Source organism: Microbacterium sp. (genome assembly GCF_047607465.1).
In the GTDB taxonomy this organism is placed as follows: Bacteria; Actinomycetota; Actinomycetes; order Actinomycetales; family Microbacteriaceae; genus Microbacterium.
Genome location: NZ_JASGCY010000025.1, coordinates 1 through 21,602, shown reverse-complemented (window position 1 = coordinate 21,602; position 21,602 = coordinate 1). Strand labels below are relative to the sequence as shown.

Sequence of the window (21,602 nt, the reverse complement as noted above, 5' to 3'; positions counted from 1 at the left end):
CTGGTACCGATCCGGCGGCTGTTCGAGCACCCGCTCGGCGCCGCGATGCGGCTCTAGGCTGGACGGATGCCGTCTCCCTTCGACCAGTCCGCGTACCAGGTCCGTCTCGAGTGGGGCGTCGAGGGGCTCGCCCGCCTCGCACCCGCCGATGTCGTGGTCGTCGTCGACGTGCTGCGTTTCTCGTCGACACTGCCGGACGCTGTGGCATCGGGCGGCGCGATCGACCTCGCCGATGCGCGGGAGTGGTCGAGCAACGGCGCTGCCGTCGCTGCCGCGGCGGCAGCGACGGCACCGGCATCCGCTCCCGTGGCGGTCCTCGTCGGCGGACTGCGCAACGCGTCCGCCGTTGCCCGCGCTGTGCAGCGGATGCAGGAGCGGCGTCGTGCGCGCACGTCGGTGAACGTCATCGCGGCGGGCGAGCGCGACGCCGACGGTGTGCTGCGCGTCGCCGTCGAGGACCAGCTCGGCGCCGGGGCGATCCTCGCCGTGCTCACCGATCTCGGCATCGACCACACTTCGCCCGAGGCGGCCTTCGCCGCCGAGGGGTTCCGTGCGCTCAAGGGCGCGTTGCGGCACCTGCTCACCGCCAGCGGATCAGGGCGCGAACTGGAGATCGGGGTGGCCTCGACAGCGCGCATGGCGCTGTCCGGCATCCGTCCGGCATCCGTCGCCGAGGCGGCCGAGCTCGACGCGACCGACGTCGTCCCGGTGCTGCGCGATGGCCGATTCACGGCCTTCGGCTGACACCCCGGCGGGCACGGCGCGACGGGGCGCCGATCGACGTAAGGTCGAGTCCATGAGGTACGTCCCCGCTCTCATCGTCGACGCCGTGCTCGTGCTGGTCTTCGCCGTCATCGGGCGCGCCTCGCACAGCGAGGATCCGCTGGGCCTTTTCGCCACCGCTTGGCCGTTCCTCGTCGCGCTCCTCGTCGGTCACGTCGTCGCGGCTGTTCAGGGCCGGCGGGCGCCGCGGCCATGGACGATCCTGTGGGGCGCGATCGTGTGGGTCGTGACGGTCGTCGGCGGTCTGCTGCTGCGCGTGGCCACTGGCAGCACCGCCGAACCGCCGTTCATCATCGTGGCGACCCTCGTGCTCGGGCTCTTCCTCATCGGGTGGCGTGCGCTCGCCGCCGTCGTCCGCCGACGCAGACGCCTCGCCGAGGGCGGCGCCCCTGCGCGCGGCGTCTCCGATTCGGGCGGCGCCGCCGGCGCGGGCGCCGCATCCGAAACCGGCGACACGACGGCCGAGCGCGATCCTGATACGGCGCATGAGCGCGATCAGCAGTAGCTCTCAGCGCGTCAGTTGCGCCGCCCTCCGCGTCGCTGCCGTGATCTCGCGTCGGGTCCACTCGAACTGGAACCGCGGGTCGTAGGTGCGCGAGCACTTCGCACACGAGGTCGCGCGGGTCGGGCGCCGGTGCCGATAGGCCGTGTGCCCTGCGGGGCACGTGCCCACCCACGGCGCGAGCTCGACCGCGGTCTCGCCGTGATGGGTCACACCGCCGACGTAGCCGAGGTCACGGGCGATGCGTTTCCAACTCGGCCCGTGCGCTGCGGCGTGCCCGGCGATGGCGTGCGCGACCTCGTGCAGCAGCACCTGATGGATCTCGTCGTCGTCGAAGCGGGCGGCGAGATAGCGGGAGACGGTGATGCGCTTGTTCGAGTAGTCGCACTGGCCGGCACGCCGCTTGGCGTTGTCGAAGCCGAAGGCCCAGCTCGCATCGAGATGCAGCCGGATCAGCGCTTCGCCCCAGATGCGCACACGGTCGAGTTCCGCCATGGGCTCAGATTAGGCCATGCCGGCGACATCGAGGATGCGCGGCATCATCCGACGGCGAGCGGTGCGGGACGACGGCGTTCGGCGGCGTCGATCGCGAGCAGTGCGACCTCGAGCTCGCGGTCCTCGGCGCCGGCCTCTCGGCGCAGGAACAGCGAGCGCTTGAAGCTCTCCCTGGCCGTGTCGAAGTCGCCCGCCTCGTAGGCGTTCTTGCCGTGGTGCTGGTGAGCGAACGCGGCGATCGCGATCCATCCCTGCCCCTCCGCCTCGGCGGCGCAGGCCGACAGCTCCTGCTCGGCGGCGGCGAACGCGCGCCGGTACTGGAGGATCGTCGCGTGCAGAACGCGGGCGCGCAGGACGTCCTTGCGCGTGCCGGCCATGCGCGCCTGGCGCACGGTCTCCTCCGACAGGGTCAGCGCCTCGTCGAGCCTGCCGAGGACCTTCAGCAGCCATACGCGCTCGAGCAGGGCGGGAAGGCTGCGCTGGGTCTCGATCTCGGCCAGACGCTGGGCGCATTCATCGAGATCGACCACTTCGCGCAGGGTGTCCTGGTCGTAACCTCGAATGAAACTCATTGCGCTCTCCTTTCGCAGCATCCCATCCTCCAGTCTGCCTGGAGCGCTGCGGGTCGCCAGGGCGGCGCGCCCCGAACTCGGCGATCGACTTCGGGATCGACGCGGGGCACGGATCGGCGCGGGAATGGCTCAGCGCAGGAACAGCGACGCGTCCGGTCGAGGGGATGCGACGGCATCCGCATCGGTGACCACACTCGCGCCCTGGATGAAGGAGACGACTTCGGCGGCTTGGGCGATCTTCGCCGGGTGGGGACCCGCGGCCAGCAGCCGGGGAAGCCATTCGGTCGGCAGTGGGACGGCGGATGCAGCGACCACGAGATTCCCGAAGCGACGGCCCTTGAGCACCTGCGTGTCGGCGAGAACAGCGGTGTGCGGCAGGACCTCGGCGATCGTCGCCACCTGGCGGCGTGCGAAGGCGAGACCCGGACCGTCGGCGACGTTGACGAGCAGCACCCCGGTGCCCGCGAGCAACGCGGAGAGCTCGCGATAGAACTCGACGCTGGTCAGATGCCCCGGTGTCTGAGCCCCGGAGTAGACATCGGAGATGACCAGATCACAGGCTCCGAGCAGGGCGGGGGGCAGCTTCTGCACCCCGGCGCGCGCGTCACCGATCCGTGTCCGGATCGCCGCCCCTCGGGGCAGTGGCAGATGCTCGCGCACGAGGGTCGTCAACGGCGCCTCGAGTTCGATCACCTGCTGGCGCGATCCGGGCCTGGTCGCCTCGATGTAGCGCGGGATGGTCATCGCGCCGGCGCCGAGGTGCACGGCCGTCAGCGGGCCGTCCCGAAGCTGATCGATCACCGCGCCCATCCGCACGATGTACTCGAAGTGAAGGTGCGTCGGATCGTCGAGGTCGACATGCGATTGCGGCGTGCCGTCGACGACGAGCTCGAAGCCGCTGGTGAACGCGCTGGGAATGATCTCAGCGATGCCGCCGTGGTCGAGCCGTGCCTGCGGATGCTCGATGTCGCGTGAGCGTGAACGTCCCATCAGTTCAGTTTGCCGTTCGCGCAGGTCTCCTGCTCGAGGCTGATGCCCGTGACGGTCGGCGGCAGTGTCGCGCGGCCGTCCGGAGTCGCCGGCGCGTCGGTCGGGTCGGTCGGGGCGGTGGGTTCGGTGGTGGGTGCGGTTGGTTCTTCGGATGCGTCCTCATCGGTCGGTTCCACGGCGGTCACGCCGCCGTGGTTGGAGGCGTCCCCCGTGATCGTCAGAGGTTGACCCGAGTTGATCGCCGCCCACATCTGCGCCGCCGCGCTCTCGTCCGGGACGACCTTGATCCCGGGGTTGTCCGGATCATCGAGCGTCGGATACTGCACGAACACGAAGTCGCTGAACGGCACGTCCTTGAACGCCAGCGCGAGCTGGGCGAGGGTGAGCGGGTTGGCGAGCTCCTTGCTCGGCAGGATGTTGTCCGCGATCGTGTTCGCCATCCGCATCACCTTGGACACATCGGTGAGCGTCTCGTTGCTGAGCACGGTGCGCGCCAGCCGCGACATGTACTGCGGCTGATTCGAGACGCGCGCCAGGTCGCTGCCGTCGCCGACGCCGTGGCGGGTCCGGATGAACATCAGCGCCTCGATGCCGGAGACAGTGCGGATACCGGCCGGCCAGTGGTCGATGCCGGCCAGATGGTCGTTGATGCCGTTGCCGCCGATGCACACGTCGACGCCGCCGATATCATCGGTGATCGCCACCAGGTCGTCGAAGCTCATCTTCGCGGCGAACTCGATCGGGATGTCGCCGAGGTCGCTCACGGTGCTCGCGACGCACGCGAGGCCGGCGTGCTGGTAGACGGAGTTGATCGACGCCTTGGACAGGGCGGACGCCGTCGAACCGTCCTCCCTGGTGCACTCGGGCACGGCAACCATCAGATCGCGGGGCAGAGACAGCACGGTCACGTTGCGCGGCGCCGCGGAGACGTGCACGAGCAGGTTGACGTCGTTGAGGACGCTGCCGTCGGCCTCCCGGCAGCGTTCCCCGAGGATCTCGGTGGTCAGCGGTCCGCACTCGTCGGTGCCGATGATGGGGATGTTGAACGACCTGTCGTCCGGGTACGCGCCGAAGCCGGGCGGGGCGACGTCTGCACCCCCTTCGAGCGACACGGCACCGTCGCCGATGCGGTGGAACAGATCGCCGACGACGAACGAGGCCACTGCGATGCCGGAGACCAGGAGCACGCCGAGGGCGACGCCGAAGATCCGCATCCCGGTCTTCGTGCGGCTCGGCGTCGGCAGATGCGCGTGCCGCGCGACGGTCCGACGCTCCTTGTTCCTCGGGGCCATGGGGTGAGCCTAACGCGCCGTTCGGCGCTGGCGGACACGGTTCGCGTGGCTCATCCTCGCGCGCGGCGGCAACGTCAGCCGCGCGCGCGAGGAACAATCGCGCGAACCGCGAACCGCGAACCGCGAACCGCGAACCGCGAACCGCGGGCAGCGGAGGGGGCGGGGTGCGTTGGTTGCGTTGGGGAGATGGTGGGTTCCGGTCGCGATTCATGTCGGTATTGGTCTGGATCGGATGTTCCGGTCGCAGTTGGTGCCGGTATGCGTGGCCGGGAGCGGCACGGATTGCGACCGGAACAGGAAGGGCGGATGCCGGAACGGCACGAATCGCGACCGGAGCGGTGAGCTAAGCCGGTATGGGTCTGGAGGGCTCCGCGGTCGGGGAACGCGCTGGCTTTGTTCGGGAGGCGATGGGTTCCGGTCGCGATTGGTGCCGGTATCGGTTCGGATCGGATGTTCCGGTCGCAGTTGGTGCCGGTATGCGTGGCCGGGAGCGGCACGGATCGCGACCGGAACGAGAACGGCGGATGCCGGAACGGCACGGATCGCGACAGGAACCGCGCAGAGCGGGGACGGCGGATGCCGTAGCAGCACAGACTGCGACCGGAACGGGGAGCGGAGCCGGGGGACCCGAGTATGTCGGAGGAGAGCGAACCGCGAGGGAACCCCGAACCGCGAGAGAACCCCGAACCGCGGCGGAACCGGATGCTTTTACCGCAGCATCCGGAATTGGTCAAGGATTGGACTTGCCATGTCGCAGATTCGTGTCTATAGTTGGTAGTTGCGCTCGTTTCTCCGTGCCCTCATATGGTGGTCGGCATCCGTTGAGCTCTGAGCGCAGCTCCACACCGACGACAAAGGAATCGACAAGCCCTGGCCGGGCTTACGGAGGTTATTCCCTTGGCTGCTGCTCCCAACGCATCCACATCCACCACCACCAAGAACGGACGCGGAGCATCCCGCCTCTCGTTCGCCAAGATCTCCGACACCCTGACGGTCCCCGACCTTCTGGCTCTGCAGACCGAGTCCTTCGGCTGGCTCGTCGGCAACGACGCCTGGAAGGCGCGCGTCGAGGCCGCCAAGGCCGAGGGCCGCACCGACGTCAACGAGGTCTCGGGACTCGGCGAGATCTTCGAGGAGATCTCCCCGATCGAGGATCTCGGCGAGACGATGCAGCTCTCGTTCACGAACCCGTACCTCGAGCCCGAGAAGTACTCCATCGACGAGTGCAAGGAGCGCGGCAAGACCTATGCCGCCCCGCTGTACGTCGAGGCCGAGTTCATGAACCACCTCACCGGCGAGATCAAGACCCAGACGGTCTTCATGGGCGATTTCCCCCTGCAGACCGACAAGGGAACCTTCATCATCAACGGCTCCGAGCGCGTCGTCGTCTCGCAGCTCGTGCGCTCGCCCGGTGTCTACTTCGACAAGACCCCCGACAAGACGTCCGACAAGGACATCGTCTCGGCGCGCGTCATTCCGAGCCGTGGTGCATGGCTCGAGTTCGAGATCGACAAGCGCGACCAGGTCGGCGTGCGCATCGACCGCAAGCGCAAGCAGTCCGTCACCGTCTTCCTCAAGGCTCTGGGCCTGACCAGCGAGGAGATCCTCGCCGAGTTCGCCGGCTTCCCCTCGATCGAGGAGACCCTGGCGAAGGACACCATCGTCACCAAGGAAGACGCCCTGCGCGACATCTACCGCAAGCTCCGCCCGGGCGAGCAGGTCGCCGCCGAGGCCGCCCGCGCGCTGCTGGACAACTTCTACTTCAACCCGAAGCGCTACGACCTCGCCAAGGTCGGCCGCTACAAGATCAACCACAAGCTCGGTCTCGACGCGCCGCTCACCGCCTCGGTGCTGACCGTCGAGGACATCGTGGCCACGATCAAGTACCTGGTGCGCATCCACGCTGGTGTCGAGAGCTTCGAAGGCATCCGCGGCGGCAAGAAGACCGAGATCCGCATCGCGACCGACGACATCGACAACTTCGGCAACCGTCGCATCCGCGCGGTCGGCGAGCTCATCCAGAACCAGGTCCGCACGGGTCTCAGCCGCATGGAGCGCGTCGTCCGCGAGCGCATGACCACGCAGGACATCGAGGCGATCACCCCGCAGACCCTGATCAACGTGCGCCCCGTGGTCGCTGCGATCAAGGAGTTCTTCGGAACCTCGCAGCTGTCGCAGTTCATGGACCAGAACAACCCGCTCGCGGGTCTGACCAACAAGCGCCGTCTCTCGGCCCTCGGCCCCGGTGGTCTGAGCCGCGACCGGGCCGGCGTCGAGGTCCGTGACGTGCACCCGTCGCACTACGGCCGCATGTGCCCGATCGAGACCCCTGAAGGTCCGAACATCGGTCTGATCGGTGCCCTCGCGACCTTCGCGCGCATCAACTCGTTCGGTTTCATCGAGACCCCGTACCGCAAGGTGGAGAACGGCGTCGTCACCGACCGGATCGACTACCTCACGGCATCCGAGGAGGTGGACTTCAACATCGCGCAGGCCAACGCCCCGCTCGACAAGAACGGCCGCTTCAAGGAGAGCCACGTGCTCGCGCGCCCGAAGGGCGGCAGCGGTGAGGTCGACCTGTTCCTGCCGGAGGAGATCGGCTACATCGACGTCTCGCCGCGCCAGATGGTGTCGGTTGCGACCTCGCTCGTGCCCTTCCTCGAGCACGACGACGCGCAGCGCGCGCTCATGGGCGCCAACATGCAGCGTCAGGCCGTGCCGCTGCTTCGTAGCGACTCGCCGCTGGTCGGAACCGGTATGGAGGGCTACACCGCCATCGACGCCGGCGACGTGATCACCGCCGAGAAGGCCGGTGTCGTCACCGAGGTCTCCGCCGACAAGGTCGTGGTCCTGCTCGACGAGGGCGGCACGCAGGAGTACCACCTGCGCAAGTTCGACCGCTCGAACCAGGGCACCTCCTACAACCAGAAGGTCATCGTCTCCGCCGGTGAGCGGGTCGAGGTCGGCGAGGTCATCGCCGACGGGCCCGCGACCGAGAACGGCGAGCTGGCGCTCGGGAAGAACCTCCTCGTCGCGTTCATGACATGGGAGGGCTACAACTTCGAGGACGCCATCATCCTCAGCCAGGACCTGGTGAAGGACGACACCCTCTCCTCGATCCACATCGAGGAGTACGAGGTCGACGCTCGCGACACAAAGCTCGGCAAGGAGGAGATCACCCGTGACCTCCCCAACGTCAGCCCGGAGCTGCTGAAGGACCTCGACGAGCGCGGCATCATCCGCATCGGCGCCGAGGTCCGCCCCGGCGACATCCTCGTCGGCAAGGTCACCCCGAAGGGCGAGACCGAGCTGAGCGCCGAGGAGCGCCTGCTCCGCGCGATCTTCAACGAGAAGAGCCGCGAGGTCCGTGACACGTCGCTGAAGGTGCCGCACGGCGAGCAGGGCACGATCATCGCCGTCAAGGAGTTCAACGCCGAGGACGGCGACGACGAGCTCGGCTCCGGCGTCAACCGCCGCGTCGTGGTCTACATCGCCCAGAAGCGCAAGATCACCGAGGGCGACAAGCTCGCCGGCCGTCACGGCAACAAGGGCGTCATCGCGAAGATCCTGCCGGTGGAGGACATGCCGTTCCTCGCCGACGGCACCCCGGTCGACATCGTCCTGAACCCGCTCGGAATCCCCGGTCGAATGAACTTCGGCCAGGTGCTCGAGACGCACCTCGGATGGATCGCCAAGCAGGGCTGGAAGGTCGAGGGCACCCCCGAGTGGGCTGCGAAGCTCCCGAAGGACGCCTTCGAGGCAGCCCCGGGCACCAAGGTCGCCACCCCGGTGTTCGACGGTGCGAGCGAGGAGGAGATCGCTGGTCTCCTCGACTCGACGCTCCCGACCCGCGACGGTGTGCGCCTGATCGACTCGTCGGGCAAGACGCAGCTGTTCGACGGCCGTTCGGGTGAGCCGTTCCCTGCGCCGATCTCGGTGGGCTACATGTACATCCTGAAGCTGCACCACCTGGTCGACGACAAGATCCACGCGCGTTCGACGGGCCCGTACTCGATGATCACCCAGCAGCCGCTCGGTGGTAAGGCGCAGTTCGGCGGTCAGCGCTTCGGTGAGATGGAAGTCTGGGCCCTCGAGGCCTACGGCGCCGCGTACGCCCTCCAGGAGCTCCTCACGATCAAGTCCGACGACATCCTCGGCCGCGTCAAGGTCTACGAGGCGATCGTCAAGGGCGAGAACATCCAGGAGCCCGGCATCCCCGAGTCCTTCAAGGTGCTCATGAAGGAGATGCAGTCGCTCTGCCTGAACGTCGAGGTCCTCTCGGCCGACGGCACGGCTGTCAACCTGCGTGACACCGACGACGAGGCCTTCCGCGCAGCGGAGGAGCTCGGAATCAACATCTCCAGCCGCTTCGAGGCCGCCTCGATCGACGAGATCTGAGGTCAGGGCCGCCGCCCGGCGGCGGCCCGCCTCCCCGATTTCTCACAAAGAATTCCGACACAGGAGAACTAGTGCTCGACGCAACAACCTTCGATGAGCTTCGCATCGGCCTGGCCACCGCTGACCACATCCGCGCGTGGTCGTACGGTGAGGTCAAGAAGCCTGAGACCATCAACTACCGCACCCTGAAGCCCGAGAAGGATGGTCTTTTCGGTGAGCAGATCTTCGGCCCGTCCCGCGACTGGGAGTGCGCCTGCGGCAAGTACAAGCGCGTGCGCTTCAAGGGCATCGTCTGCGAGCGCTGCGGCGTGGAGGTCACCAAGAGCTCCGTCCGCCGTGAGCGCATGGGCCACATCGAGCTCGCCGCCCCCGTCACCCACATCTGGTACTTCAAGGGCGTGCCCTCGCGCCTCGGCTACCTGCTCGACATGGCGCCGAAGGACCTCGAGAAGGTCATCTACTTCGCCGCCTACATGGTCATCTCGGTCGACGAGGATGCTCGTCACCGCGACCTGGGCACCCAGGAGAACAACATCCGTCTCGAGCTGAAGACGCTCGGCGACCGCCGCGACGCCAAGATCGCGGACCGCCTCGCCAAGCTCGAGGAGGAGCTCGCGGCCCTTGAGGCCGAGGGCGCCAAGGCCGACCAGAAGAAGAAGGTCAAGGACGCAGCCGAGAAGGAGATGTCGCTCATCCGCAAGGGTGCCGACGAGGCGATCGCCAAGCTCGAGCGCGTGTGGGAGGACTTCCGCACGCTCGAGGTCGGTGCCCTCCGCCCCGAGGACGACGTCTTCCACGAGCTGCAGGACCGTTTCGGTCAGTACTTCGAGGCCTACATGGGTGCCGAGGCGATCCAGCGCCGCCTTGCCGCCTTCGACCTCGCGGCAGAGGCGGAGAGCCTGCACCTGCAGATCTCCGAGGGCAAGGGCCAGCGCAAGATCCGTGCGATCAAGCGCCTCAAGGTCGTGAACTCGTTCCTCGAGACCGGCATGAGCCCGGCCGCGATGGTCCTCGACGTCGTGCCGGTGATCCCGCCGGAGCTGCGCCCGATGGTGCAGCTCGACGGTGGCCGCTTCGCGACCAGCGACCTCAACGACCTCTACCGTCGTGTGATCAACCGCAACAACCGTCTTCGTCGTCTGATCGATCTCGGCGCCCCTGAGATCATCGTCAACAACGAGAAGCGGATGCTGCAGGAGGCCGTCGACGCCCTGTTCGACAACGGCCGTCGCGGCCGTCCGGTGACCGGTACCGGCAACCGGGCCCTCAAGTCCCTCAGCGACATGCTGAAGGGAAAGCAGGGTCGCTTCCGCCAGAACCTGCTCGGCAAGCGCGTCGACTACTCCGGCCGTTCGGTCATCATCGTCGGCCCGCAGCTGAAGCTGCACCAGTGCGGTCTGCCCAAGCAGATGGCCCTGGAGCTGTTCAAGCCGTTCGTCATCAAGCGCCTCATCGACCTCGGTCACTCGCAGAACATCAAGGCCGCCAAGCGCGCCGTCGAGCGCACCCGTCCCGAGGTCTGGGACGTGCTCGAGGAGATCATCCGCGAGCGCCCGGTGCTGCTGAACCGTGCGCCCACGCTGCACCGCCTCGGCATCCAGGCCTTCGAGCCCCAGCTCGTCGAGGGCAAGGCCATCCAGCTGCACCCGCTCGTCTGCGCGGCCTTCAACGCCGACTTCGACGGCGACCAGATGGCCGTGCACCTGCCGCTGTCGGTCGAGGCCCAGGCCGAGGCCCGCGTGCTCATGCTCGCCTCGAACAACATCCTGAAGCCGTCCGACGGCCGTCCGGTGACCCTGCCCTCGCAGGACATGATCATCGGCCTGCACCACCTGACCACGGTCAAGGAGGGTGCTGTCGGTGAGGGTCGTGCGTTCGGCTCCGTCGGCGAGGCGATCCTGGCGAAGGACGAGGGCACCCTCGACCTGCAGGCGAAGATCCGCATCCGCATCCCCGGTCTCACCTTCCTCGAGGGTGAAGCGCCCGAGGGCTACGAGCGTCACGGTCTCGTCGACGCCTCGCTCGGCCAGGCGATCTTCAACGACACGCTGCCGAAGGGCTACCCGTTCGTGCGGGAGGTCGCCGACAAGGGCAAGCTGTCGCAGATCGTCAACAAGCTGGCCGAGGAGTACCCGAAGGTCGAGACGGCCGCGGCGCTCGACCGCATCAAGGACGCCGGCTTCTACTGGGCCACCCGTTCCGGTGTGACCGTCGCGCTCAGCGACATCCTCACCCCGCCGAACAAGGCCGAGATCGTCGCCGGCTACGAGAAGCAGGCCGCGAAGGTCCAGTCGCAGTACGAGAAGGGTCTCACCACCGACGCCGAGCGTCGTCAGGAGCTCATCAAGATCTGGACCGAGGCGACCGACGAGGTCCAGGCCGCGATGAAGGCGCACTTCCCGGCGGACAACACCATCAACCGGATGGTCTCATCGGGCGCGCGTGGTAACTGGCTGCAGATCCGCAACATCGCGGGTATGCGAGGCCTGGTGAACAACCCCAAGGGTGAGATCATCCCGCGTCCGATCATCTCCTCGTACCGCGAGGGACTGTCGGTGGCGGAGTACTTCATCGCGACGCACGGTACCCGCAAGGGTCTCGCCGACACCGCTCTGCGCACCGCCGACTCGGGTTACCTGACCCGTCGTCTGGTGGACGTCTCGCAGGACGTCATCATCCGCGAGGAGGATTGCGGCACGTCGAAGGGCCTCGAGCTCCCGATCGCCGCGGCCGACTCCACCGGCACGCTGGTGCGCGACGCGAATGTCGAGAACTCGGTGTTCGCGCGAACCCTGGCCTCCGACGTCGTGAACGCGGCGGGCGAGGTGCTCGCATCGGCCGGCGACGACGTGGGCGACGTGCTCATCGACAAGCTGGTCGAGGCCGGCGTCGAGACCATCAAGGTCCGCTCGGTGCTCACCTGCGACTCCGCCGTCGGCGTCTGCGCGCAGTGCTACGGCCGTTCGCTCGCGACGGGCAAGACCGTCGACATCGGCGAGGCCGTCGGCATCATCGCGGCCCAGTCGATCGGTGAGCCCGGTACCCAGCTGACGATGCGCACCTTCCACACCGGTGGTTCGGCCTCTGCGGATGACATCACGCAGGGTCTGCCCCGTGTGCAGGAGCTCTTCGAGGCTCGCACCCCCAAGGGTGCATCGCCGATCGCCGAGGCCGACGGCCGCATCACGATCGACGAGACCGACAAGGCCAAGAAGGTCATCCTCACGCCCGACAACGGCGACGAGCCGGTCGTCTACCCGGTGCTGAAGCGTGCGACGCTCCTCGTTGAGGACGGCCAGCACGTGACGGTCGGTCAGCCCCTGCAGGTCGGCACGCTCGACCCCAAGGAGGTCATGCGCGTCATGGGTGCCCGCGAGGTGCAGAAGTACCTCGTCGGCGGCGTGCAGGGCGTGTACCGCTCGCAGGGTGTGCCGATCCACGACAAGCACATCGAGGTCATCGTCCGTCAGATGCTGCGCAAGGTGACGGTCGTCGACCACGCCGACACGACGCTGCTGCCGGGTGAGATGGTCGACCTGAAGCGCTACCAGCAGATCAACCGCGAGGCCGTGGCCGAGGGCAAGCGTCCGGCGTCGGGCCGCCCGGAGCTGATGGGTATCACGAAGGCGTCGCTCGCGACCGAGTCGTGGCTGTCGGCCGCCTCCTTCCAGGAGACGACCCGCGTGCTCACGCAGGCCGCCATGGAGGGTAAGCGCGACCCGCTGGTCGGTCTCAAGGAGAACGTCATCATCGGTAAGCTCATCCCCGCCGGAACCGGTCTGTCGAAGTACCGCAACGTCACGGTCGAGGCCACGGAAGAGGCCAAGAGCGAGCGCTACCCGAACCGGATCTTCGCATCCGACGGGGCGTACTCCGACGGCGACTTCGGCTACGTCGACTTCGACGCGTTCTCGACGGACGACATCACCCCCGGCACCTATAACTGAGTGCTGAATGACGAAGAAGGCCCCGGGCATCGCCCGGGGCCTTCTTCGTCGTGCGCGGGGAGCCGTGCGGGGAGCGCCGTGCGTCAGCCGAAGAGCTTCTCCACGATGCTCGAGGTGTAGCCGGAAGGGGCGAGGTTCGAGTACTGCGTGTCGATGAGCACGCCGTCGCGCCAGAACAGGGTGCGTCCGTCGGTGACCGGGTACTGCGCGTTCGGCCAGGTCTTCTCGCAGCGGGTGCCGCCGTCGGGCGTGAAGCAGCTGAAGCCCTCATCGGCGACGAGCGCGTTGAGCATGTCGAGAGCGGGGCCGCGGTTCATCTTCGTGATCTTCGTCACGAGCCGGGTGGTGTCGGCGGCGGGATCGCCCCAGATGCAGGTGAGCGCGCTCTCCGGTCCCACGCCCGACGGCCCGAAGGCGGGGTCGTTCAGTGGGGTGTCGCCGAGCTGCTCGAGGACGTCGTCCGAGAGGATCGCCCGGCAGTCCGTGGGCATCGCGACGGCCTTCGTCGTCGGGGTGGGCGACGGCGTGGGCGAATCGGATGCCGAGGGCGACGCCGTGGCCGGTTTCGGCGAAGCGCTCGAAGTGCCCGATCCCGTCCCGGATCCGGCCGGGGCGCAGGCGGTGAGACCGGCGATGAGCAGCAGCGCGGCGGTGGCGGCGACGAGTCGAGCGTTCATGGCGACACCGTATCGTCCGGGTGGGCCGACGCGATAGGCCGGGATCGCGTGTCGGGCGACCCGTCAGGCGGTATTCTCGGCGGAATGAGCACGCAGTCTGCATCGTCCGTGAACGCCGTCGTCATCGGGGACGCGCTCATCGACGAGATCAGGGATGCCGGCGGCGTCAAGGAGCTCGTCGGGGGAGCGGCCCTCAACGTGGCGGTGGGGCTGCGCCGACTCGGCGTGCCGACGACGCTCATCGCGATGGTGGGCGACGACGACGCCGGCGGGCACATCCGCGAGTACCTCGCCGATCACGACGTGCGCCTGATCGCCAGCCCCGCCCCGAACGGATCGTCGCGCGCGATCGTCACGAAGTCGGCCGGCGGCGAGCCGCAGTACGTCTTCAACGAGGCGGCCAAGCGGCGCAGCATCCGCTATTCCGAGGAGGCGCGTCGGGCGATCGCCGACGCCGGACTCGTGGTGACCAGTTGCTTCCCGTTCGATCGCGTCGACGAGGTCGACGCCCTCGCCGACGCCCTCGGGGACGCCCTCGTCGCGATCGATCCCAACCCGCGCAGCGGCATGCTCAGCGACCGGGCCGAGTTCGTCCGCGGGTTCGAGCGGCTCGCGGCGAACAGCGCGATCGTCAAGGTCGGGGCCGATGACGCCGACCTGCTCTACGACGGCGACCTCGACGCGCTGCGCGCGCGACTGCGTCAGCTCGGCGTGCGCGCGGTGCTCGCCACCGCGGGGGCGGCCGGCGCGGTGCTCGAGTCGGACGCCGGCATCGTCAGCGCTCCGATCTCGACGCTCCCAGGCGCCGTGGTCGACACGGTCGGAGCCGGCGACGCGACGCTCTCGGCGGTCACCGCCGCACTCGCCGGAGGGATTCCGGAGAGCCTGGAGGAGTGGCGGGCGCTGCTCGTCCGCGCGATGGACGTCGCCGCGGCGACCTGCCGGGCCGAAGGCGGTCTGCTGCGCACGCCCGAGTCGCTGGCGGATGCCGACAAGGGCGTCTACGGCAGCTGAACGCTCGATTTCTCGGGACCGCATCGGGCGAGTATGATTGACACTCGTGCCCCCGGTTGGCTGAGCAAGTCGGGCGGGTGCGCAATGGCGAGTTACCCAAGTGGCCAAAGGGATCTGACTGTAAATCAGCCGTCTTCGACTTCGGGGGTTCGAATCCCTCACTCGCCACCATTTCTCAAGGCCTCGCCCAGCGGGGCCTTGAGTCGTTAACGGATGCGCTGCGGGTCCCCGGAGGGATGATCGGACGGCCATCCGACGTTCCTCGGCGTGCCGTCCGTCGGCTGAGATTCCGTCTGCATGCCCGGAACCCCGATCCCGGCATGCAGACGGGATCCGGGCATGCAGACGGCACGCCGCAGGAAGGCCGGAACCGGCCCGGCAGGCAGGAACCGGCCCGGCGGGCCTCAGGATGCCGGCGTCCGTACCGAGTCGCGGACGATGAGCGGCATCGGCACGAGCTCGTGGGCGGGCTCGCTGCCGCCGAGCAGCATCCGCACGCCGCGGCGGCCCATCTCCTCGTAGGGCAGCCGCGCCGTGGTGAGCCCCGGCCGCTGGTACTCGGCGAGCTCCTCGTCGTCGAAGGAGATCACCGAGATGTCCTCGCCGACGCGGATGCCGCGCTCGAAGAAGGCCTGGTAGACGCCGAAGGCGACGTTGTCGTTGCAGGCGAGGATCGCGGTCAGGTCGGGGTGCTCGTCCAGCATCCGGTGGGCGCCGCGGTAGCCCTCGAACGGCGTCCACGCCTCGACCTCGATGCGCTCGGCGCGGATGCCGGCGCCCTCGAGCACGCCGAGCATGCCGGCGAAGCGGTCGGGGATCGTCACGGACTCGCGCAGGTCGTCCATCACCCGGAGCACATCGCCGATGATGCCGATGCGGCGGTGGCCGGCGTCGACGAGATGCTGGGCGACGACACCGCCGGCGACCCGCTCGGCGGGCAGGATGCTGGGGTGGTCCCTCGAGGTCCGGCCGTTCACCATCACCAGCGGCACGCCGCGGGGGAGCGGCGGCACGTCGATCATCCTCGCCGACATGAGGCCGATGAGCAGTCCGTCGACCCGGCGATCGAGCATGGCGTCGACCGCAGGGCCGAGCTCGTCGGGCTCGCCCCTGGTCTCGGCGATGAGCACGGTGCGCTCGTGCGTCTTCGCCTCGTCCAGCACGCCGCTGATCATCGCCGATGCGTATCGGGTCAGTGTCACCTGGTCGGAGATGAAGCCGATCGACTTCGTGCGGCCGAGCCGCAGGCTCTGCGCCTGCGGATCGGGGCGGTAGCCGAGGGCTGCGGCGGCGGCGCGCACCTTCTTCACCGCCTCCTCGGACAGTCGCGTGCCCGGCCGATCGTTGAGGATCATGCTCACCGCCGACTTCGACATCCCCGAGGCCTCGGCGACATCGGCCAGCGTCACACGGCGCGACTTCGGTTCGCTCATCGTTCTACCCTTCCCCGCTGAACCATTTCAGCACAAACCCTTGTGCATGCCGGGATCGGATGCTATTTTCGGGATGCTGAATCAATTCAGCACCGTGGCGCATCGAGGGGGCTGCGTCCGGACACGCGATGCGAGAACAAGAGGACAACACAGTGGTTGAGCTCAGTCGAAGGGCCATGATCGGCCTGCTCGGCCTCGGTGCGATCGGCACCGTGGTCTCCTGGCCGCGACTCACCGGGGCCGACATCCCCGGACGCGGTGACGACGCGCTGACCGTGGCGATCTTCGGCACGGCCACCGACGCCGCCGCGCGGCAGAAGCTGGTCGACGGATTCCAGCTCAAGTACCCCGACATCTCGGTGCGCATCGTCGCCATCCAGGGTCAGGACTGGAGCACGTTCTTCGCCAAGATCCTCACGATGATCGCGGCGGGCAACCCGCCGGACGTCGTCGTCGTCGCCACCGAGGGCGCCCAGCTCTTCGCCGAGCAGATGGCCTATCCGCTCGACGAGTTCGTGCAGCGCGACGCGGCCGAGATGCAGGAGTACTTCGACGACGTGCATCCGTCGCTCATCGAGGCCTTCATGTACAAGGGCAGCCTCTACCAGCTGCCCGACAACTTCAACGCCCCGAACATCTACTACAACACGACGGCGCTGAACCGCGCGGGCCTCGAGCGGCCCGCCGACCACTGGACGGTGGACGACTTCTTCGCCGTCGCCGGCGCCATGAAGAAGTCCGGTCAGGGCAACTTCCTGCCCTACTTTTGGAACAACCGCCTCTGGGGCGGCGTCGTGCCCTGGCTCTACGTCAACGACACCAGCTTCCTCACCGAGGAGAAGGCCTCGGGCGGCGACTGGCTCTGGAAGAAGTTCTACCCGAACGAGAAGCCGCGCGGCGGCGGGTTCCTCTGGCAGAACGCCGACGCGCTCAACGACCGCACGGTCGAGAGCTTCGAGGTGCTCCAGCGCATGGTGTCGGAGGGTCTCGCGGCCAACCCCGCGCAGGGCGGCGGCAACGAGCTCGTCGCGCTGTTCTCCACGGGATCGGTGGGCATGACCCCCGCCGGCGGCTACTGGGTGTCGGGTCTCAAGGAGTCGGGCTTCCGCAACGAGGACTACGACGTGACCTACTTCCCGAAGATGCGCAGCCAGCGGCATCAGTTCGGCGCGGCCGGCTACGCGATGATGGCGACCGCGCAGCGCAAGGACGAGGCCTGGGAGTGGATCAAGTACTGCGCCTCGGTCGAGGGCATGCGCATCGCCCATCCGAAGCCCGACTCCTCGATCACCCGTCGCTCCCTCAACGACGAGCTCTACGGTGCCGGCGTCGGCCCCGCGCACTGGAACGTGTTCTACGACACGCTCGACCTGTTCCCGACGACGGCTCCGATGCCGGCGCCGCCGCAGCAGGCCGCCGTGGAGTCGGCGCTGCTGAAGAACGTCGTCTCCACGATCACCAACGGCCAGAGCGGCGTGCGCCGGGGCCTTGAGACCATGCAGCGCGACCTCGAGCTCGCCCTGAAGGGACGTTGACCATGTCCGTATCGACCGCGACCCAGTCCACCCGGGCCATGACGGTGCCCAAGGGCACGAAGCCGACCCCCGAGAAGCGCCGGGGCAACCGGCTGCTGATCTGGGTCTTCCTCGCGCCGACCATCATCGGTCTCGGCCTGTTCAGCCTCGTGCCGATCATCGGCTCGTTCGTGCTCGCCTTCTTCCGCTGGGACATCATCACCGCGCCCGAGTTCGTCGGCGGCGAGAACTTCGTCAACCTCGCCACCAACCCCACGGTGCGGGTGTCGTTCCTCAATACGATCGGCTTCGTCGTCGTGGCCGTCGTCGTCCAGCTGGCGGTGGCCCTCGGCCTCGCCATCCTCGTGCAGTCGAAGATGCCGAACTGGCTGCGCACCTTCTTCCGCTCGGCGCTGTTCTTCCCGCTGATCCTCTCCGCGGCATCCGTCTCGCTGATCATGGCCTATCTCTTCAACCAGGAGTTCGGCCTCGTCAACCAGATCCTCGGATGGGTCGGCATCGGCAAGGTCGGCTGGCTCACGACCGGGTTCGGCGCCAAGGTCGTCGTGCTGTTCGTGTACGTGTGGCAGAACTTCGGGTTCACCTTCCTGCTCTTCATCGGCGGCGTCTCGGCGATCCCGAAGGAGGTCTACGAGGCCTCGTCGATCGACGGCGCGACGGGATGGAGCCAGTTCCGACACATCACCCTGCCGCTGGTCAGCCCGACGATGCTCGTCGCCTCGGTGATGGCGATCATCAGCGCCCTGCAGATCTTCGACCAGCCCTACGTGCTCACCCGCGGCGGACCGGGAGACGAGACCCGCACCGCGGTGATGGTGATCTACGAATCCGCCTTCCAGCAGCTCGACTTCGGCGGAGCCTCGGCGATCGGCATCGTGCTCACCCTGTTGATCATGGTCGTCACCGCCATCCAGTTCCAGCTCAGCAAGCGTTTCGTCTTCTACGGATGAGGTCCCAGATGTCCACCATCGACGCCGTCACCACGCGCTCGCCGCTGCGCCGGGCAGGATCGGCGGGCAAGTACGCCCTGCTCATCGTCGCCGCGTTCTTCACCATCGCCCCCGTGGCGTGGACGCTCATCACCGCGCTCACCCCGTCGAACATCGACACGGGCGCGATCGAACCCGGCTTCGGCGCCTTCGCCGACGTCTTCACCAAGATCCCGGTGTGGCTGTACACCTGGAACAGCGCGCTGGTCACGCTGCTCATCGCCGTCGGGCAGATGCTCAGCGCGGCGATGGCCGGCTACGTCTTCGCCCGTTTCGAGTTCCGCAGCAAGAAGGTGCTGTTCGGCCTCATCCTCGCCACCATGATGGTGCCGATGCAGGTGACGATCGTCCCCGTCTTCATGCTCGTGCGCGGCATGGGCCTGGCCGACACGCTGCTGGCCCTCATCATCCCGATGCTGCCGACGGCGTTCGGCACGTTCCTCATGCGGCAGTACTTCATGGGACTGCCGGCCGAGCTCGCCGAAGCCGCGGAGATCGACGGCGCCGGCCCCTGGAAGGTGTTCTTCAGCATCTACCTGCCGCTGGCGACGCCGGGACTGGCCATCGTCGGCATCCTCGCCTTCAACTACCACTGGAACGAGTTCTTCCGACCATTGATCATGACGATCAGCGAGCAGAACTTCACACTCCCGCTGGGCCTGGTCACCCTGCAGGGCAACCTCGGCTCGGGGAGCGTGTCCACGGTCCTCGCCGGTGTGATCCTGTCGATGGTCCCCGCGCTGCTGGTGTTCATCTTCGGGCAGAAGCCGCTGCGCGAAGGACTCACCGCGGGAGCAGGCAAGTGACAGACGCCCCCGCACCCCGTCCCCTCCTGCACTTCGCACCGGAGCGCAACTGGATCAACGACCCGAACGGACTGGTCTTCCACCGGGGCCGCTACCACCTCTACTACCAGTGCAACCCCGACGGGGTGATCCACGATCACCTCAGCTGGGGGCACGCGTCGAGCCCCGATCTCATCGAGTGGGAGCACCACCCGGTGGCGATCCGCCATGACGACGACGGTGAGATCTACTCGGGATCCGCTGTCGTCGACCGGGGCAACACCTCGGGGCTGGGGGCGGCGGACGCCCCTGCGCTCGTCGCGCTGTTCACGCACGCCTCGCGCCACCCGAGCCGGCAGCGCCAGTCGCTCGCGTTCAGCGTCGACGACGGGCTCACCTGGACGAAGTACGCCGGCAACCCCGTGCTCGACCGCGGCACGGGGGAGTTCCGCGACCCGAAGGTGTTCCGCTACGAGGGGCCGGCGGGCAGCTACTGGGTGATGGCCGCCGTGGAGGCGACCGATCGGCAGGTGCTCCTGTACCGCTCCGACGACCTGACCCGCTGGACGTTCCTGTCGAGCTTCGGCCCGGAGCGGGCCGTCGACGGCGTGTGGGAGTGCCCGGACCTCTTCCCGCTGGCGGTGGACGGCGACCCCACCGACGTGCGCTGGGTCCTGCTCATCAGCCTGAACCTTGGCGGCATCGCGGGCGGATCCGGCACGCAGTACGTCATCGGACGCTTCGACGGGGTGACCTTCACCGCCGACCCCGAGGCGACCGGCGAGGCGATCGACTGGCTCGACTTCGGGAGGGACTGCTACGCGGGGGTGACCTTCGACGGCCTCGCCCGCGAGGACCGCACCCTCATCGCGTGGATGTCGAACTGGGACTACTCGAAGTACCTGCCGTTCGTCGGCGGGCCGCTCACGCACGGCATGATGACGCTGCCCCGGCGGATCTCGCTGGTGCGCGTCGACGGGCGGCTGCGGCTGCGCCAGCAGCCGATCGCGGCCGCCGTGGGCGAGGAGAGCGTGACGCACGATATCGTCGCCGCAGCCGCGGTGGATCTCGGGTCGCTGCCGGATGCCGGACGCATCGTCGTGCGCGTCGACACGCAGGACGCCTCGGGCTTCGTCCTGCGGCTGGGCGGCGACGATGCGGATGCCGGGGGCGTCGTGCTCGCGTACGACCGCGGCGCGCGCACGGTCGCCCTCGATCGGCGGCACGGCGCCGACGAGGTGCACGAGAGCTTCGGGAGCATCGAGACCATGCCGGTCACGGGCGGGCACGTCCTCGAGCTGGTGATCTGGTTCGACCGGGCCTCGATCGAGGTCTTCGCCGACGGCGGCACCCGCGTGCTCACCGATCTCATCGCGCCGCAGCAGGGGCGCGTGCTCTCCATCGCCGGCGTCGGCGGAGAGGTGCGCGTCGAGCGGGTCGGCGTCGCTTCCGTGTGACCGCCGTCCCGCTGCGCGGGGGGCGACGCGAGGGCGGGCGGCGCAGCATCCGGCTCCTCCCGCGCTGAATAGACTGGAGCGATGCGCGCGCTCACCGAGGCCGACGTCCGCTCGTCGTTCGTCAACGCCGATGCCGATGATCTGCGGATCATGGAGATGCCGCACGATTTCGTGCTCGTGGACTGGGATTACCTCGACTTCTTCGCCTGGCGCGACCCCAGCGCCGGCAAGCGCGGGTACGTCCTCACCCAGCACGACGGGCGGATCCGCGGCGTCGTGCTGCGGGTCTCCGAGCCCGGACGCGGCCGATCCGGCATGTGCAACATCTGCCACACCATGCAGCCCGGCAACCAGGTCGCGATGTTCTCCGCACGTCGCACCGGCGAGGCGGGGGAGCGCGGCGACGCCGTGGGCACGTACATGTGCGCCGACCTGTCGTGTCACGAGAACGTGCGGCTCGCCCATCCGCTCGCTCCGAACGAGGTCCGAGCCGCCGGCCAGGTCGACTTCCGCCTCGACGGCACGCGCCGCCGCATGGAGGCCTTCACCGCCCGCGTCTGGGAGCAGGGCTGACCGCGATTACGCTGGTGGCATCCGTCCTGTGCTCGAAGGAGTCTCAATGAAGTTGTCAAGCCGCGATTGCGGTCTTCGTTGGGCTGTCGATCGTGAAGGTTCGGTTGTCGCGCAGGAGTGCCCAGAGGACGTCGACGCGGCGTCGGGCGAGGGCGAGGAG

General features: G+C 68.2%; 16 protein-coding genes and 1 tRNA gene. 11 read left to right on the top strand and 6 right to left on the bottom strand.

Annotation, left to right across the window (positions count from 1 at the left end; translation table 11 throughout):
* Positions 1 to 66: 66 nt before the first annotated feature.
* Both QM568_RS02740 and QM568_RS02735 read left to right on the top strand, forming a co-directional pair.
* Positions 67 to 744, top strand: coding sequence for a 2-phosphosulfolactate phosphatase (locus QM568_RS02740; RefSeq protein ID WP_415135574.1), 678 nt, complete (start codon positions 67 to 69; stop codon positions 742 to 744).
* Between the two features lie 52 nt (positions 745 to 796).
* Positions 797 to 1,288, top strand: coding sequence for a DUF3054 domain-containing protein (locus tag QM568_RS02735; RefSeq protein WP_415135572.1), 492 nt, complete (start codon positions 797 to 799; stop codon positions 1,286 to 1,288).
* 3 nt (positions 1,289 to 1,291) lie between these two features.
* Here QM568_RS02735 and QM568_RS02730 read toward each other — a convergent pair whose 3' ends face one another.
* The 4 genes from QM568_RS02730 to QM568_RS02715 form a co-directional block, all read right to left on the bottom strand.
* The gene (locus tag QM568_RS02730; protein ID WP_415135570.1) at positions 1,292 to 1,780 is read right to left on the bottom strand and encodes a SprT-like domain-containing protein; all 489 of its coding nucleotides are present in this window, start codon (positions 1,778 to 1,780) and stop codon (positions 1,292 to 1,294) included.
* Between the two features lie 44 nt (positions 1,781 to 1,824).
* Positions 1,825 to 2,352 carry a hypothetical protein gene (locus QM568_RS02725; protein ID WP_415135568.1) on the bottom strand — a complete coding sequence of 176 codons (528 nt, stop codon included), beginning with the start codon at positions 2,350 to 2,352 and terminating at the stop codon, positions 1,825 to 1,827.
* A 129-nt stretch (positions 2,353 to 2,481) separates the two neighbouring features.
* Positions 2,482 to 3,342: a spermidine synthase gene (locus QM568_RS02720; protein WP_415135566.1), complete on the bottom strand. Its 861-nt coding sequence runs from the start codon at positions 3,340 to 3,342 to the stop codon at positions 2,482 to 2,484.
* The gene (locus tag QM568_RS02715; protein WP_415135564.1) at positions 3,342 to 4,634 is read right to left on the bottom strand and encodes an LCP family protein; all 1,293 of its coding nucleotides are present in this window, start codon (positions 4,632 to 4,634) and stop codon (positions 3,342 to 3,344) included. Before QM568_RS02715 ends, QM568_RS02720 begins: the two co-directional genes overlap by 1 nt.
* 897 nt (positions 4,635 to 5,531) lie before the next feature.
* Between QM568_RS02715 and QM568_RS02710 the strand changes: the two genes are divergently transcribed.
* Together QM568_RS02710 and rpoC are read left to right on the top strand one after the other, a co-directional pair.
* Positions 5,532 to 9,032 carry a DNA-directed RNA polymerase subunit beta gene (locus QM568_RS02710; protein WP_415135562.1) on the top strand — a complete coding sequence of 1,167 codons (3,501 nt, stop codon included), beginning with the start codon at positions 5,532 to 5,534 and terminating at the stop codon, positions 9,030 to 9,032.
* Between the two features lie 71 nt (positions 9,033 to 9,103).
* A complete protein-coding gene (gene rpoC, locus QM568_RS02705; RefSeq protein ID WP_415135560.1) occupies positions 9,104 to 12,979 on the top strand; it encodes a DNA-directed RNA polymerase subunit beta' in 3,876 nt (1,291 codons plus the stop codon).
* 83 nt (positions 12,980 to 13,062) lie between these two features.
* On the opposite strand, the gene QM568_RS02700 is transcribed toward rpoC, so the two are convergent.
* A complete protein-coding gene (locus tag QM568_RS02700; RefSeq protein ID WP_415135558.1) occupies positions 13,063 to 13,656 on the bottom strand; it encodes a hypothetical protein in 594 nt (197 codons plus the stop codon).
* An 84-nt stretch (positions 13,657 to 13,740) separates the two neighbouring features.
* Here QM568_RS02700 and QM568_RS02695 point away from each other — a divergent pair, with 84 nt between their 5' ends.
* Both QM568_RS02695 and QM568_RS02690 read left to right on the top strand, forming a co-directional pair.
* Positions 13,741 to 14,670, top strand: a complete 930-nt coding sequence (locus QM568_RS02695) for a carbohydrate kinase family protein (protein WP_415135556.1) — start codon at positions 13,741 to 13,743, stop codon at positions 14,668 to 14,670.
* Between the two features lie 86 nt (positions 14,671 to 14,756).
* Positions 14,757 to 14,841: transfer RNA gene (locus tag QM568_RS02690), tRNA-Tyr, on the top strand.
* A 233-nt stretch (positions 14,842 to 15,074) separates the two neighbouring features.
* On the opposite strand, the gene QM568_RS02685 is transcribed toward QM568_RS02690, so the two are convergent.
* Positions 15,075 to 16,103 carry a LacI family DNA-binding transcriptional regulator gene (locus QM568_RS02685; RefSeq protein ID WP_415135554.1) on the bottom strand — a complete coding sequence of 343 codons (1,029 nt, stop codon included), beginning with the start codon at positions 16,101 to 16,103 and terminating at the stop codon, positions 15,075 to 15,077.
* A 128-nt stretch (positions 16,104 to 16,231) separates the two neighbouring features.
* On the opposite strand from QM568_RS02685, the gene QM568_RS02680 reads away from it, so the two are divergent.
* The 5 genes from QM568_RS02680 (at position 16,232) to QM568_RS02660 (ending at position 21,442) form a co-directional block, all read left to right on the top strand.
* The gene (locus QM568_RS02680) at positions 16,232 to 17,638 is read left to right on the top strand and encodes an ABC transporter substrate-binding protein (protein ID WP_415135552.1); all 1,407 of its coding nucleotides are present in this window, start codon (positions 16,232 to 16,234) and stop codon (positions 17,636 to 17,638) included.
* Between the two features lie 2 nt (positions 17,639 to 17,640).
* Positions 17,641 to 18,588, top strand: coding sequence for a carbohydrate ABC transporter permease (locus tag QM568_RS02675; protein ID WP_415135550.1), 948 nt, complete (start codon positions 17,641 to 17,643; stop codon positions 18,586 to 18,588).
* A gap of 8 nt (positions 18,589 to 18,596) precedes the next feature.
* The gene (locus QM568_RS02670) at positions 18,597 to 19,433 is read left to right on the top strand and encodes a carbohydrate ABC transporter permease (protein WP_415135548.1); all 837 of its coding nucleotides are present in this window, start codon (positions 18,597 to 18,599) and stop codon (positions 19,431 to 19,433) included.
* Positions 19,430 to 20,869, top strand: a complete 1,440-nt coding sequence (locus QM568_RS02665; protein WP_415135546.1) for a glycoside hydrolase family 32 protein — start codon at positions 19,430 to 19,432, stop codon at positions 20,867 to 20,869. The genes QM568_RS02670 and QM568_RS02665 overlap by 4 nt, the downstream gene beginning before the upstream one ends.
* A gap of 81 nt (positions 20,870 to 20,950) precedes the next feature.
* Positions 20,951 to 21,442, top strand: a complete 492-nt coding sequence (locus QM568_RS02660) for an FBP domain-containing protein (RefSeq protein ID WP_415135544.1) — start codon at positions 20,951 to 20,953, stop codon at positions 21,440 to 21,442.
* Positions 21,443 to 21,602 lie beyond the last annotated feature (160 nt).